General features: G+C 30.8%; 17 protein-coding genes and 1 pseudogene. 9 read left to right on the top strand and 9 right to left on the bottom strand.

All coding sequences use genetic code 11. From position 1 onward, the window contains the following. Positions 1 to 5: 5 nt before the first annotated feature. Both ACKGJI_RS05310 and dsbD read right to left on the bottom strand, forming a co-directional pair. A complete protein-coding gene (locus ACKGJI_RS05310) occupies positions 6 to 296 on the bottom strand; it encodes a hypothetical protein (RefSeq protein ID WP_458701536.1) in 291 nt (96 codons plus the stop codon). 28 nt (positions 297 to 324) lie between these two features. Further along, positions 325 to 2,085: a protein-disulfide reductase DsbD gene (gene dsbD / locus ACKGJI_RS05305; RefSeq protein ID WP_458701535.1), complete on the bottom strand. Its 1,761-nt coding sequence runs from the start codon at positions 2,083 to 2,085 to the stop codon at positions 325 to 327. A gap of 101 nt (positions 2,086 to 2,186) precedes the next feature. On the opposite strand from dsbD, the gene ppk2 reads away from it, so the two are divergent. Further along, positions 2,187 to 3,002 (top strand): polyphosphate kinase 2, encoded by an 816-nt coding sequence (gene ppk2 / locus ACKGJI_RS05300; RefSeq protein WP_458701534.1) that lies wholly within the window; start codon positions 2,187 to 2,189, stop codon positions 3,000 to 3,002. Between the two features lie 180 nt (positions 3,003 to 3,182). Further along, positions 3,183 to 3,938, top strand: a pseudogene (locus tag ACKGJI_RS05295) (IS1634 family transposase); the annotation flags it as partial. Between the two features lie 42 nt (positions 3,939 to 3,980). Here the strand turns inward: ACKGJI_RS05295 and ACKGJI_RS05290 are convergent. Continuing rightward, entirely contained in the window at positions 3,981 to 4,844 is an 864-nt protein-coding gene (locus ACKGJI_RS05290; protein ID WP_458701702.1) for an IS3 family transposase, read from the bottom strand. A gap of 11 nt (positions 4,845 to 4,855) precedes the next feature. After that, positions 4,856 to 5,170 carry a transposase gene (locus tag ACKGJI_RS05285; RefSeq protein ID WP_458699524.1) on the bottom strand — a complete coding sequence of 105 codons (315 nt, stop codon included), beginning with the start codon at positions 5,168 to 5,170 and terminating at the stop codon, positions 4,856 to 4,858. Positions 5,171 to 5,238: 68 nt separating this feature from the next. On the opposite strand from ACKGJI_RS05285, the gene ACKGJI_RS05280 reads away from it, so the two are divergent. After that, positions 5,239 to 5,643: a J domain-containing protein gene (locus tag ACKGJI_RS05280; protein WP_458701701.1), complete on the top strand. Its 405-nt coding sequence runs from the start codon at positions 5,239 to 5,241 to the stop codon at positions 5,641 to 5,643. On the opposite strand, the gene ACKGJI_RS05275 is transcribed toward ACKGJI_RS05280, so the two are convergent. Genes ACKGJI_RS05275 through ACKGJI_RS05255 form a run of 5 tightly spaced genes read right to left on the bottom strand, consistent with a single transcriptional unit; the run spans position 5,640 to position 9,256 of the window. Continuing rightward, positions 5,640 to 6,908 (bottom strand): RNA polymerase factor sigma-54, encoded by a 1,269-nt coding sequence (locus ACKGJI_RS05275; protein WP_458701533.1) that lies wholly within the window; start codon positions 6,906 to 6,908, stop codon positions 5,640 to 5,642. The genes ACKGJI_RS05280 and ACKGJI_RS05275 overlap by 4 nt on opposite strands. A 9-nt stretch (positions 6,909 to 6,917) precedes the next feature. Then, positions 6,918 to 7,640, bottom strand: coding sequence for an LPS export ABC transporter ATP-binding protein (lptB, locus tag ACKGJI_RS05270; RefSeq protein ID WP_458701532.1), 723 nt, complete (start codon positions 7,638 to 7,640; stop codon positions 6,918 to 6,920). After that, positions 7,627 to 8,028 (bottom strand): tRNA (adenosine(37)-N6)-threonylcarbamoyltransferase complex ATPase subunit type 1 TsaE, encoded by a 402-nt coding sequence (gene tsaE, locus ACKGJI_RS05265; protein WP_458701531.1) that lies wholly within the window; start codon positions 8,026 to 8,028, stop codon positions 7,627 to 7,629. Before tsaE ends, lptB begins: the two co-directional genes overlap by 14 nt. Next, complete coding sequence (trpD, locus tag ACKGJI_RS05260) at positions 8,025 to 9,011, bottom strand: anthranilate phosphoribosyltransferase (RefSeq protein ID WP_458701530.1); 987 nt, start codon at positions 9,009 to 9,011, stop codon at positions 8,025 to 8,027. The genes tsaE and trpD overlap by 4 nt, the downstream gene beginning before the upstream one ends. Further along, entirely contained in the window at positions 9,011 to 9,256 is a 246-nt protein-coding gene (locus tag ACKGJI_RS05255; RefSeq protein WP_458701529.1) for an RNA-binding S4 domain-containing protein, read from the bottom strand. Before ACKGJI_RS05255 ends, trpD begins: the two co-directional genes overlap by 1 nt. Before the next feature lie 163 nt (positions 9,257 to 9,419). On the opposite strand from ACKGJI_RS05255, the gene ACKGJI_RS05250 reads away from it, so the two are divergent. Genes ACKGJI_RS05250 through era form a run of 6 tightly spaced genes read left to right on the top strand, consistent with a single transcriptional unit; the run spans position 9,420 to position 14,320 of the window. Next, positions 9,420 to 10,649 (top strand): argininosuccinate synthase, encoded by a 1,230-nt coding sequence (locus ACKGJI_RS05250; RefSeq protein ID WP_458701528.1) that lies wholly within the window; start codon positions 9,420 to 9,422, stop codon positions 10,647 to 10,649. Continuing rightward, complete coding sequence (locus tag ACKGJI_RS05245; protein WP_458701527.1) at positions 10,649 to 11,035, top strand: rhodanese-like domain-containing protein; 387 nt, start codon at positions 10,649 to 10,651, stop codon at positions 11,033 to 11,035. Before ACKGJI_RS05250 ends, ACKGJI_RS05245 begins: the two co-directional genes overlap by 1 nt. Positions 11,036 to 11,046: 11 nt before the next feature. Beyond that, positions 11,047 to 11,493, top strand: coding sequence for a 50S ribosomal protein L9 (gene rplI / locus ACKGJI_RS05240; protein WP_458701526.1), 447 nt, complete (start codon positions 11,047 to 11,049; stop codon positions 11,491 to 11,493). After that, complete coding sequence (hslV, locus tag ACKGJI_RS05235) at positions 11,494 to 12,036, top strand: ATP-dependent protease subunit HslV (protein ID WP_458701524.1); 543 nt, start codon at positions 11,494 to 11,496, stop codon at positions 12,034 to 12,036. 2 nt (positions 12,037 to 12,038) lie between these two features. Further along, positions 12,039 to 13,364 (top strand): HslU--HslV peptidase ATPase subunit, encoded by a 1,326-nt coding sequence (gene hslU, locus ACKGJI_RS05230; protein ID WP_458701523.1) that lies wholly within the window; start codon positions 12,039 to 12,041, stop codon positions 13,362 to 13,364. Between the two features lie 8 nt (positions 13,365 to 13,372). Beyond that, positions 13,373 to 14,320, top strand: coding sequence for a GTPase Era (era, locus tag ACKGJI_RS05225; protein ID WP_458701700.1), 948 nt, complete (start codon positions 13,373 to 13,375; stop codon positions 14,318 to 14,320). Positions 14,321 to 14,348 lie beyond the last annotated feature (28 nt).

Here is a 14,348-nt window from a genome sequence, read left to right as displayed (position 1 = left end):
TATGATTAAAGATCAACTCCACTAAAACCATCCTCTTTTTTATTAAACTTAAAAGCTTCCATAGGATTTTTACCAACTTGAAAGATTATCTTACACTCTTCAAAGCCACTTTTTTTAAGACCTTTAGAAACCACATCTAGTATGTATGCTCTAGTGGCATTTAAATGAGTAGTTGTATCTCCTTCATAAGCAAATTCTTCACCTTCAACTGGTAAAAAACCCTCTCTTTTTAAATGTTTGTTAAATACTTCTTTATCCTTTAATCCGATAACATCAACAATTAAAATAACTTTCAATTTGTTTACCTCTATTAAAAAATTTATCCTATATTATACCATTTAATTGTTCTAAAAACTCTTTTGAATCTTTAAAGCCAATTATACGCTTTGATTTTAACTCTTGTTTATCTTTGAAAAACATAATTGCTGGTGGTCCAAAAAGGCCAAATTTATTTAACAGTTCTTTATCGTCCTTCGAATTTTTAGTCACATCAACTCTGACTAACTTAAAATTTTTCATTTTTGATTTAACCAAAGGATCTGAAAAAGTATATGTATCAAGTTCTACACAACTAACACACCAATCAGCATAAAAATCTACTAGGATTGGTTTTTTTGAATTTTTAATGATACTTTCTAGTTCACCAAGGTTTTTTACCAATTCAAAATCATTTTCTTCGCTTACTTCTATTTGAGCGGAAACAAGACTTTTTTGTGTAAATTTTAATAAAGGATTTAAAGGATTAGTTGCTCCACTAACTGAGCCTACAAATAAAATAGCTCCATAAATCAAAATAATTACAGCCATACTTTTTATAAGTTTATCAATCCCTTTAGCATCATCTTTTAGTCTTTCCAATGCTCCCATATATACAGCTGAGCCAATAGCTAAAAATGTCCACATAAACATGATTATATTTGCATCAACTATTCTTGATAGCGTCCAAATAGCAAGTGCTAACATAACAACACCAAAAGTTGCTGATACATTATTCATCCAAACACCTGGTTTTGGCATATATCTTTTAGCTCCGACACCTACTAGTAAAAGAGGCACACCCATACCAAGGCTCATTACAAAAAGAGAAAGACCACCTAAAAGTGCATCACCACTTTGCCCGATATAAACTAGTGCTCCAGCAAGAGGAGCTGCAACACAAGGTCCCATAATTAGAGCTGATAAAAAGCCCATAATAGCAACACCGATGATACCATGACCTTGCATTTCATCTGATTTTTTTGTAAGTCTTGATTGAATAAACCTAGGCATTTGAATCTCATAAAATCCAAACATAGAAAATGCTAAGAACACGAAAACTAAACTAAATATAGAAATAATCCATGGATTTTGAAGCGCAGCTTGAATATTTGCTCCAAAAAGACCAGCTAAAACACCTGCTATAGTATAAGCTAATGCCATAGAAACCACATAAACAAGTGAAAGAAAAAATGCTCTTTTGGTGGTAATTTTTTCAGCTTGAGATACAATAATAGAAGATAAAATAGGTATCATTGGGAATATACATGGTGTTAGAGAAAGAAGCAGTCCAAATCCAAAGAAAGTTAAAAGAACAAGCCAAACACTATCATTTTTAAGGCTATTAGCAATTGCATCTTGTTCTGATAATTCTTTTTCTATAATATTAGCTTTTTTACTACCACTACCTAAATCAAAACTAAACTCTTTACTCATAGGTTGATAGCAAATACCTGATGTTGCACATCCTTGATACTCAACTTTTATCTTATATTGACCACTATTTATATATTTTTTTATCAAATTAATTGGAATTAATAAATTTATTGCTTTTTCATGAACTAAATATTCATCATGCTTTGTTGGAGATGGACGCTTGATTTCCTTATCAAGAGAAACAACCTTTGGGTCGCTAATTGAGATTTTTAATTTATCATCATATACATATATACCTTCTCCAACAGAAAGTTTTATAGATATAACCTCACCAGTCTTTTGAACTTTAAGATTAAAAGCCTCTTCTGGAGATAAAACTTTTCTTTGGGTAATTCCAAATAAAGAACCAACTAAAACCAAACTCAACAATAAAAATCTAAAAGCTACTTTCAAACCAAATCCTAATAGTAATTTTACTTAGTTTATCATGTTAATTTAAATATTTAATTAATAAAAACGATATAATAGTATGCAACAGTTTAAAGGAGTCTTCTATGCCAAAAAAACACGACAATAAAGTTCAAATTTGGGTTAGCAAAGAAAAGTTAGAATATGAAAAAGAGTTAAAGAAACTTCAAGTAGAATTAATAAAATTTCAAAACCATGTTAAAAATAAAGGCTTAAAAATTTTAATGATTTTTGAAGGAAGAGATGCCGCTGGAAAAGGTGGAACGATTAAAAGAATTACTGAGCATTTAAACCCAAGAGGTGCTAGAGTTGTAGCACTTGAGAAACCATCAGAAGTAGAAAAAACTCAATGGTACTTCCAAAGATATGTTAAACACCTCCCAAGTGCTGGAGAAATTGCTCTTTTTGATAGAAGTTGGTACAATAGAGCTATGGTCGAACCAGTCATGGGCTTTTGTACAGAAAGAGAACATCATAAATTTTTAAAAGATGCCCCTGAGTTTGAAAAAATGATTGTTGAAGATGGCATTCAAATCTTTAAATTTTATTTTTCAGTTTCTAAAGAAGAACAAAAAAGAAGATTTAAAGCAAGAGAAACTGACCCCCTAAAACAATATAAACTAAGCCCAGTTGATAAAGAGTCTCAAAAATTATGGGATGAGTATACGCTAGCAAAATTCATGATGCTAAGCTCAACTCACACAAAAGAAGCTCCATGGACAATCATAAAAAGTGATAACAAAAAGAAAGCCAGGATAAATACAATAAAACATATACTAAATTTTGTGGATTATCCAGATAAAATTTCTGATGATGAGATTTTAGTAGATAATGATATAGTAGTTTATGGTAGAGATGAAGCAATCAAAATGGAAAATAATTTTAAATTTTCTCTGAAATAGTACTGCTGCTACTAATCCATCTCTCCAAGATAATTTTAGCGGCGAGTGAATCTATCTTGCCATCTCCTGAGTTTCTCACTTCTAAAACCTTAATTTTCAATTTCCCTAAATTAAGGGGTTTATAAATGTTTATCAACCTAAATTAGGGTGTCCCAAGCTAAAAGCTGATACAATTTAACTATGTTTGTTCGTCAGAAAAAAAATAAAAGTGGTAGTATTAGTATTCAGATAATTTCTAAAAGTAAAGGTAAATATAAAGTAGTTGAAACTATAGGTTGTAGTAAAAATAATTATGAGATAGAAAAGTTATTAAAACAAGCCAATGAGAGATTATTAGAACTAGAGCCAAATCTGTTTGATTTTGTTAAATATCAAGAGAAAAAACATAAGTTAACAAACAAAGATATTAGAGTTATTGGTGATGAACTTATATTTGGAAAACTTTTTTCAGATATTGGATGTAAAAATATTTCATTTATAAAAACTAAAGACTTAGAACTATTTAAAGCTTTAGTAATATCAAGATTGTTATATCCAGGAAGTAAACTCTATCTAATTGATTACTATCATATTTATAAAAAGCAAAATATAGATAAAAATAAGATCTATAGATTTATGGATACCATTTGCAAAGATGATTTAAAATTTAAAATCCAAAAGTGTATATTTGAACATACTAAGAAAATCATGAATGATACTATCACAGTTACTTTTTATGATGTTACAACACTATACTTTGAGTCTGAGAGTGAAGATGATCTTAGGCGAATAGGATTTAGTAAAGAAGGAAAACTGGCATGTCCTCAGATACAATTAGGATTGTTTACAACACTGCAAGGGTATCCATTATCCTATGAAGTGTATGAGGGTAATAAATATGAGGGGCATACGCTAATAGATATCTTACAAAATTTTCAAAAGAAATTTAATATAAAAACTTGATCTGTCAACAGTATTTAGGACATAAAATTTTATATTCTACATAGCTATTTCTTTTTGTAACATTACTTCTTCAAATTCATAAGGTGACATGTAATTATTAGAAGAATGTAAACGCTTTCTATTATAAAAAATTTCTATATACTCAAATATTTTTTCATTGGCTTGAGCTCTTGAAATAAACTTTTCATGATGGATAAGTTCTGTTTTAAGAGAGTGAAAGAAACTCTCTGCAACAGCATTATCCCAACAATCACCTTTCTTACTCATACTTTGAGTAATACCATATTTTTCTAAAATAGCCTTATGTTCGTATGAAGCATATTGGCTACCTCTATCAGTATGATAAACAAGTCCTTTCTTAGGCGTTCGTCTCTTTATTGCCATAATCAATGCATCATTTACAAGAGAAGTGTGTAAAGAGTGACTCATAGACCATCCTACAACCTTCCTGGAATAAATATCAAGCACTACTGCTAAATAAAGCCATCCCTCATAAGTTGGCACATATGTAATATCTCCAACATATACTTTATTAGAGTTGTTCGCATAAAAGTCTCTCTCAAGATGGTTTGGTGATATAGGTAATTTATGATTGGAAGTAGTAGTTATAACTTTATATCTTCTTTTCATCTTCACTTTTAAACCAAGCTGGCTCAAGGACTTTTGTATTTTTCTACGAGATACAATAATCCCATATCTCTTCTCTAGCACTACTTTTAGTCTTCTTGTGCCATATGTAGCTCTTGCCTCTTCAAAAATCTTTTGCAAAAGGTCATTTAAAGGTTTATCTACCTTATTTACTATAGAACCATTTTTTATCCATATATAATAACTGCTTCTTGTAACTTGAAACAATCTACACATTAGTTTTATTGAGAAACTCTTCCTGTGCTCTTTAATCCATGCATACTTTAGAGAGTTTCTTTGGCGAAGTATGCGGCTGCCTTTTTTAAAATTTCTCTCTCCTGTTTAAGTATCTTATTCTCAGCCCTTAAACGCTTGAGTTCTTCTTCATGGGACTCTTTCAAAGAATTAGTCTTCTTAAAATGTGCACCTCTTCCTTCAATCGGAATATTGTTTTTTATTTTATAAGCTCTTATCCAGCTATACAAGGTTTTTTCATGAATACCCAAATCATCAGAAACTTCTCGAATGGATCTTGAATTATTTAAAATTAACTGCACTGTTGAAGCTCTAAACTCTTCACTATATTGACTTCTTGACATAATCTTCCTTCTATTACTAATTTTAACTCAGAATTACTTAATTTCTGTGTCCTATTTAGTGTAGCCAGATCACCTTAACTATATATCCAAAGTCAGAAAAAACTGCAGAACTTTTTGAGAATCTACTTCAAAAAGAAGAGATTATTGGTTGTTATGTTGAGTTTAAATATGATATTGATGAAATTATAGAATACAAAAAGACCCTAAGAGATAAGATAAACAGAAAAAGAAAATTTAATGCTCTTTTCTCTCTTCTTGAAGATTACTACAAAGTTTTAGAGTGCAAATCAGAAGATAGTTTTGAAGTAGTTAGAAAGAACTATCTAAAACTTGTCAAAAAATACCACCCAGATAGAGTTACAGATAAAAACTCAAATAAAATGGCAATGTACATTAAAAAATTTCAAAATATCCAAGAAGCATACGAAATGATTAAAGTTCATTTCGAACATCAAAGAAAATATGTTGCTTAAGACTTAAGATTATATAGTTTTTTTCTCTCGCTAGAACCAGCTATATTGAACTCTTTTCTATATTTTGTTATGGTTCTTCTAACCATTTTAACACCAAACTTATCTTCAATCATTTTTAAAATTTTAACATCACTAAGAGGTTTTTTTCTATCTTCATATTTTATTATTTCGCACATATACTCTTTAATCGCACTATTTGATATATCTTCTTCAACAGCTGTTGCAAAAAATTGCTTTAATGGAATCACTCCCCTACTACATGAAAGATATTTACCTGCAATTGCCCTTGAAATTGTTGAAGGATTTCTTCCCAAATCATCAGCCAAATCTTTTAGCTTCATAGGCCTAATAGCTCCTCCAAAAAAGAAGTCATACTGGTACTCAATAATCATTAAACCAATTTTATAAAGTGTTGATTTTCTCATCTCAAGTGCATCTACTAAATCTTTTGCATCTTTTATCTTAGATGAAACAAATGATTCTTTTTCATCTAAACCATCAGTATCAATCACAATCTCAGGATAGTATGCATCATTTAGTGCTACTTCAATTTTTCCACTAGAATCATACACAAATATATCAGGAATTATCTGCAATTCATCTTCAAGATACTCAATTGCAGGTGGATTTTTAAACTTTTTTATGATCTTTAATGCTTCGTTAAAATGCTCTTCGCCACTGTAAATCTCAATATTTTCAAAATCTTGTATTAACTTCTTTACAAATACATATAATGAATCTTCCAAGTCCATATCGTCTAATTGAAATAAAAATGCTTCTTTTAAATCAACTGCCCCAACCCCAATAGGCTCTAAATAGCTAAATCTTTTTCTTATTTTTTCTATATCACTCTTATCTACATGTATCTTTTTTTCAATCTCATCTAATTTTGAATATTCAAAATATCCCTCATGGTCTATATATTCTAAAATTTCATAAGCTATATCTTGGGATTTTTTGGTTGGAAAAAGTGGTGGATTGATTTGTTCATACAAAACTTCAAAAAGAGATCTCTTTTGAAGTGTTAATGCTTCAATAGTACTTGATACACTATTTTTACTTATTTCATTAAAAAAGCTCTTTTTTTGCCATTTTTTATCTGGCTTTTCATTACCTACTTTTATCTCAATAAAAGGGTTAGCTTTGGCAAATGGCTCTAATGCTTCGCTCAAAGAGTCTAAATCAGCTTGTAAAATTGGTAACCAACTCCTAAGAGTTGATGATAATTTTTGTTTTTGTGATTGAGAAGCTCTTTGTTTTAGCATATACCAACCCTACAACTTAAAATCTTCACCAAGATAGTAAGTTCTAACAAGCTTATCGTTTGCAACCTCTTCACTTCTTCCACTTGCTAGAAGTGAGCCATCTTTTATCACATAAGCTCTTTGGCAAATATCAAGCGTTTCTCTAACATTATGATCGGTTATCAAAACTCCAATATTAAGTTTGATTAAATCCTTCACAATTGTTTGTATATCAGCCACTGCTATTGGATCAACTCCAGCAAAAGGCTCATCAAGAAGCAAAAATTTTGGCTGAATTATAAGTGATCTTGCTATCTCACACCTTCTTCTCTCGCCTCCACTCAAACTCAAGCCTTTTCTTTGTCTAATTGGCTCAATATTTAAAAGATTTAAAAGCTCTTCAACTCTTTTTTGCTGTTCTTCACTTTCTTTATAAACAATTTCAGCAGCTAGCATGAGATTTTCTTCAACGCTAAGCTCTTTAAATATACTACTTTCTTGAGGAAGATAGCCTATTCCTTGCTTTGCTCTTTCATGAAGTTGCATCTTTGTTATGTCTTTATTGTCGAGATAAATTTTTCCATCAGTTGGAGGAATTAAACCACATATCATATAAAATGTTGTAGTCTTTCCAGCCCCATTTGGACCTAAAAGACCAACAATTTCTCCACTTTTTACATGTAAAGATATATCATGTATAATCTTAGTTTTTTTAATAGTCTTTACTAACTTTTCTACCTTAAGTGTGTGCATATCCCCTCTTCTTTCCAACTGTTTTTATTTCTATTTTTAAAAATTCAAAACCATAATTGTTCAAAATTTCTTCTAGCTTATCATCTGCCCACTCAATCAAGTGGTACTTTGGCTCATCTAATTTTTCTAGTAAACCACTTTGTAAAAAGCCTTCGATACCATTTTGGTAAATATCATAATGACAAACTTTTCCATCATACTCATTCATAATTGAAAAAGTAGGAGAACTAACACTCGAGTTCAATCCTAATGCTTTTACAAAAGCTTTAACAAAAGTTGTTTTACCACTTGCTAAATCGCCTTTTAAAAGGATGATTCCATTTTCTCCAACTTTTTCTATAATTTCTTTAACAAAATCTTCTAACTCATCTTCACTCAAAATTTTCATAAACTATTTGAAACCTTTATAATCTCTTCTAACTTTTTAAGAGCTTTTTTGCTCTTTATAGCATCTCTTGCTATTTCAATGCCCTCTTGTATATCTCTAGCGCTTCCTTCAACCATTAAAGAAGCTCCAGCATTTAGTAAAACAATATCTCTTTTTGCATTATCTGCATCACCTTTAAAAATATCATACACCAAAGATGCATTAAATTTTGCATCTCCACCTTTAATAGCTTCAAGTGGCGCTTTTTTTATGCCAAATGCTTCAGGATCTATCTCAAACTCTTCAATTTTATTATCTTTTAATCTAGCCGCATATGTAATTCCACTGATACTTATCTCATCCATATGCTCAACAGAGCTAACAACAAGTGCTGATTTTGTATCGTTTATCTTAAGAGCTTCAGCAATTTTTGGAACAAACACTTTATCAAAAACACCAAGCATACTTTTTTGCACTTTTGCCGGATTTGTTAGAGGTCCTAAAATATTAAAAATCGTTTTATCAGGTATTGATTTTCTAACTGGCATTATAAATTTCATAGCTGGATGATGATTTTTAGCAAACATAAAAGTAAATCCAGTTTCTTCTAAAAGTTTACTACTTTGTTCAATATTCAAGTCTAGTCTAACCCCAAGTTCATTAAACATATCTGCACTTCCAGATTTGCTAGTAACTGAGCTATTTCCATGTTTTGCTACATATACTCCAGTACTTGCACATAAAAGCGCAACTGTAGAAGATATATTAAAACTTCCTATTTTATCTCCACCGGTTCCAACAATATCAATCAATTTTTCTCTTAAGTTTTCCTCTACATGTAGAGGTATTGCATTTGCTCTCATAACTTCAGCAGCTGCTGCAATAAACTCTACTGGAGTATTTTCATCCAACGGAATTGAGACTAAAAAATCTCTCATCTCTTCACTACTCATTTCATTGTTAAACAACTTTGTAAATATCATCTTTGATTCATCATATGTCATTAAAGCTCCCTTACATACTCATCTTGTTTACTCTTTGGTATTGTTTTAGTCTCTGGAATTTGCAAAACTTCATAAGAAACACTCTTTTGTAGATAATTAATAGTAATTTTATCTCCAACTTTTACATCTTTTGCTGGTTTTACAACTTTACCATTTATTTCAACAACACCGTTTTTACACATATCTTCACTAATTGCTCTTCTTTTAGTTATATTAACTGCATTTAAAAATTTATCTATTCGCATACTTTGCCCCTAATTCCTTTGCAAGCCATTTTAACAAAAGTTTTTTTAAAATAGCTTATTTATGGAACGATTTTTGCCTTAAAAACTTTTTTTTACCAAATAAGCAAATATTTTAGTAACTTTTGTTAAAATGATAAAATTAATCAATTTTATAGGAAAGAAAATGAGAAAAGATGTAAAAAAGGTAGTTTTAGCATATTCAGGAGGCTTAGATACAAGTATAATCTTAAAGTGGCTACAAGATGAATTTAATTGTGAAGTTGTAACCTTTACTGCTGATGTAGGACAAGGAGAAGAGTTAGAGCCTGCTAGAAAAAAAGCACTTGAACTTGGAATAAAACCAGAAAATATTTTTATAGAAGACTTAAAAGAAGAATTTGTAAAAGATTATGTATTTCCTATGTTTAGAGCAAATGCAATCTATGAAGGAGAGTATCTGTTAGGAACTAGTATAGCAAGACCTCTTATAGCAAAACGCCAAGCTGAAATAGCTGCTCTTACTGGAGCTGATGCAGTAAGCCATGGGGCAACTGGAAAAGGAAACGATCAAGTTAGATTTGAACTTGGCTATTTAGGAATAAATCCTGATTTAACAATAATTGCACCTTGGAGAGAGTGGGATTTGAACTCTAGAGAAAAACTTTTGGCATATGCAAAAGAGCATGGTATTGAAATTGAAAAGAAAAAAGGAAAATCTCCATATTCTATGGATGCTAACTTACTTCATATCTCTTATGAAGGGCTAGTTTTAGAAGATCCAAATGCTGAGCCAGAAGAAGATATGTGGAGATGGACAACAAATCCTATTGATGCTCCTAATGAGCCAGAAGTTATTGAAATAGGCTATGAAAAAGGAGATCCTGTTACTTTAAACGGTGTTCATTTGAGTCCTGCTAAAATGCTAGAAGCACTAAATACACTAGGTGCAAAACATGGAATTGGAAGAATTGATATCGTAGAAAACCGTTTTGTAGGAATGAAAAGTAGAGGTTGCTATGAAACTCCTGGTGGAACTATCATGCTAAAAGCTCACAGAGCAATTGAGAGTATCACACTAGATAGAGAAGCAGCTCATCTAAAAGATGAAATTATGCCAAAATATGCAAAAGCAATATACAATGGTTTTTGGTTTGCTCCAGAGAGAGAAATGATGCAAGCTCTCATAGATAAATCACAAGAAAATGTAAATGGAACTGTAAGGCTAAAACTTTACAAGGGAAATGTAATGGTTATTGGAAGAAATTCAGAAAAAAATAATCTTTTCAATGCAGAGTTTTGTACATTTGAAGAAGATGAAGTTTACAATCAAAAAGATGCAGAGGGATTTATAAAACTAAATGCACTTAGGTTTATCATAGGTGGAAAAAACAAAAAATTCTATGGAGATAATTAGTGGATTTTACATGTAAAGAATTATACGATTCAATCACGCCATATATAAGTGATGAGGTTTTACAAAACCTACTTACATGTAGAGATAATAATGAAATTGATTTTTCTCTTATTGATATTAGAGAAGTTTTTGAATATACTGATTTGAGCATAAAAGGAACTGATTTACTTTTACCTACAAGTATGATTCACATGCATATGGATAAACTTGAAAAATTAAGAGACAAACTAATAGTTTTATACTGTAGAACTGGTAATAGAACAGGACAAATGCTACACATACTAGATAGAATGGGATTTACAAAAATAGCTCATCTAAGTGATGGAATAGTAAGGTATAGTGGAGAAAAACTTAAAAATGCTCCACTTCCAAATAAATTGAATTAAAGGAGATATAAATGAAAGTTTTATTGATAAAAGATGTAAAAGGTTTAGGAAAATCTGGAGAAATTAAAGAAGTAAAAGATGGGTATGGAAAAAACTTTTTAATTGGAAAAGGCTTAGCACTACACGCAACTCATGAAGTAATTAAAAAGCATGAAGCAAATTTAAGAAGAAAAGCTGAAGAAGAAAAGCAAGAGATTGAGAGATTAAAAGATATTGAAAAAACTCTTGGAAATTTAACTCTAAAAATCAAAAGAAAATTAGGGGCAAATGGAAGTCTTTTTGGAGCAGTTACAAAAGAAGAAATTGCTGAAGAGTTAAAAAATCAACATGATATTGAGATAGACAAAAAAACTGTTGAAATTAAAAATCCAATTAAATCAACAGGAGTTTTTGATATAACACTCAAACTAGGACACGGAATTCATGCTCCATTGAAACTTGAAATTTTAGGAGAGTAGATGTTTGATGCAACTACAATACTTGGTTACAAAGCTGATGGAAAAGCTGTTATTGGTGGCGATGGACAGGTAACTTTTGGGAATGCCATTTTAAAAGGAAATGCTACAAAGATAAGAAAACTCCATCATGGAAAAATTCTAGCTGGATTTGCTGGAAGTACTGCTGATGCATTTAATCTTTTTGATATGTTTGAAGGAATTTTAGAGCAAAAAAAAGGCGATTTATTTAAATCAGTCATCGAATTTTCAAAAGAGTGGCGAAAAGACAAGATGCTAAGAAGACTAGAAGCTATGATGATAGTCTTAAATACAGAACATATTTTTATACTTAGCGGAAATGGAGATGTTGTTGAGCCTGAAGATGGCAAAATTGCTGCTATTGGTAGTGGTGGAAACTTTGCACTCTCAGCAGCTAGAGCACTAGATAAACATGCAAAACTAGAGCCTGAAACTCTTGTAAAAGAGAGTTTACAAATCGCGGGTGAGCTTTGTATCTATACAAATACAAATATAAAAACTTTTGTTTTAGAGGATGAAAAATAAATATGAGTATGACACCAAAAGAGATAGTTTCATATCTAGATGAGTATATCATAGGGCAATTTGAAGCAAAAAAAGCTATTGCAATTGCACTTAGAAATAGATATAGAAGATTAAAACTAAGTAATGAAATGGCAGAAGAAATTATGCCAAAAAATATACTAATGATAGGTAATACTGGAGTTGGTAAAACTGAGATTGCTAGAAGACTTGCTAAAATGATGGCTCTTCCTTTTGTCAAAGTTGAAGCTAGTAAATATACTGAAGTTGGATTTGTAGGGCGTGATGTTGAATCTATGGTTAGAGATTTAGTCATGGCTTCAATAAATTTAGTAAGAAATGAGCATAGAGAAAAAAATAAAGAAAAAATTGATGATTATATTGAAAAAACCATAATAGAAAAGCTTCTTCCCCCTCTTCCAAAAGGTGCAAGTGAAGAAAAAAAAGGAGATTATAAAAGAAGCTATGAGAGGATGCTTGAAAAACTTAGAAATGGTGAGTTAGATGAACTTAGTATTGAGATAGAAATAAGTGGAAGAAATTCGGACTTATCAGATAGTTCACTTCCTCCAGAGATGATAAAGGTACAAGAATCATTTATAAAGATTCTAGGAAGTGGAAAAGATAGCATAAAAAAAGAGATGAAGATAAAAGAAGCCAAAGAGGCGTTAAAACATGATGCTAGTGAAAAACTTCTTGATTTTGAGGCTATTAAAACTGAAGCTATTGAGAGAGCACAAAATGGTGGTATAATATTTTTAGATGAAATCGACAAGGTAGCAGTTAGTTCAAGTGCTTCGCACAGGAGTGACCCTAGTAAAGAGGGTGTTCAAAGAGATTTACTTCCAATAGTTGAGGGAAGTGATGTAAATACAAAATATGGCATGGTAAAAACTGATCACATACTTTTTATAGCTGCTGGTGCATTTCATCTTAGTAAACCAAGTGATCTCATACCTGAACTTCAAGGAAGATTTCCACTAAGAGTGGAGCTTGAATCACTTAGCGAAGAAGTTTTATATAAAATTTTAACTCAAGCAAAAAACTCACTGCTTCGCCAATATGAAGAACTCTTAAAAGTTGAAAAAGTTGAGTTAGTTTTTGAAGATGATGCTATAAGAAGTATTGCTAAAATTTCTCAAATGACTAATGAAAAAACTGAGGACATAGGAGCAAGAAGACTTCATACTGTTATAGAAAAAGTATTAGAAGACATTAGCTATAGTGCAGATGAACATGCTGGAGAAAAGATAGTAGTAACTAAAGAGTTAGTTCATTCTAAACTAGATACAATAGCAGAGGATGAAGATACAAGTAGGTATATACTTTAATGGACGAAATGAAAACAAAATCTGGCTTTACTAAAGAAACTGGCGCCACAAAGGCTGGTTTTCAGAGAAACTGCGCCACAAAGGCTGGTTTTGTATCAGTCATTGGAAGACCAAATGCAGGAAAAAGTTCACTTTTAAATTGGCTTATTGGTGAAAAAATTGCAATGGTTTCTCACAAAGCAAATGCTACAAGAAAAAGATCAAACATAATCGTAATGCACGATAATGCTCAAATCATTTTTGTAGATACTCCAGGTCTTCACGAAAAAGAGAGACTTTTAAATCAGTTTATGATGGATGAAGCCTTAAAAGCTATGGGGGATTGTGATCTTATTTTATTTTTGGCTCCAATTACTGATAAGATTAGAGATTATGAAGCTTTTTTAGAAAAAAATAAAAAAGGCACTCCTCATATTGTTCTTTTAACAAAAACTGATAATGTTGGAAAAAAAGAGATATTTAAAAAGATAGAAGAGTACTCAAAATTTCAGGACAAATTTAAAGCTCTTATTCCAATTTCTATAAAAAAAGGAATTTCAAGAGAGTATTTACTTGATCAAATAGTAAAAGAGTTACCAGTTCATCCTTATCTATATGAAACAGATATCATGACCACTGATAGTGTAAAAGATTTGTACAAAGAGTACATAAGAGAGGCTATTTTTAATAATACTAGTGAAGAAATCCCCTATTTTGCCGATGTAATTGTAGAAAAAGTAGAAGAGTATGATGAAATTGATAATATTTATGCTAATATAATAGTAGATAAAAAAAGCCAGAAGGGTATTATCATTGGAAAAGAGGGTAAAACTCTTCAAAGAATTGGATATGAAGCGAGAAAATCTATTGAAAGGTTATCTGGTAAAAAGATTTTTTTAAAACTTTTTGTAGTTGTAAAGCAGGGATGGAGTCAAGATAAAAAGATTTTGAAAAAAATAGGTTATATTATAGATTAATATTAATATTTATATGTTATACTATAAG

The sequence above is a fragment of the Sulfurospirillum sp. 1307 genome, from assembly GCF_054408545.1.
This window is presented reverse-complemented; position numbering and strand designations above follow the sequence as displayed.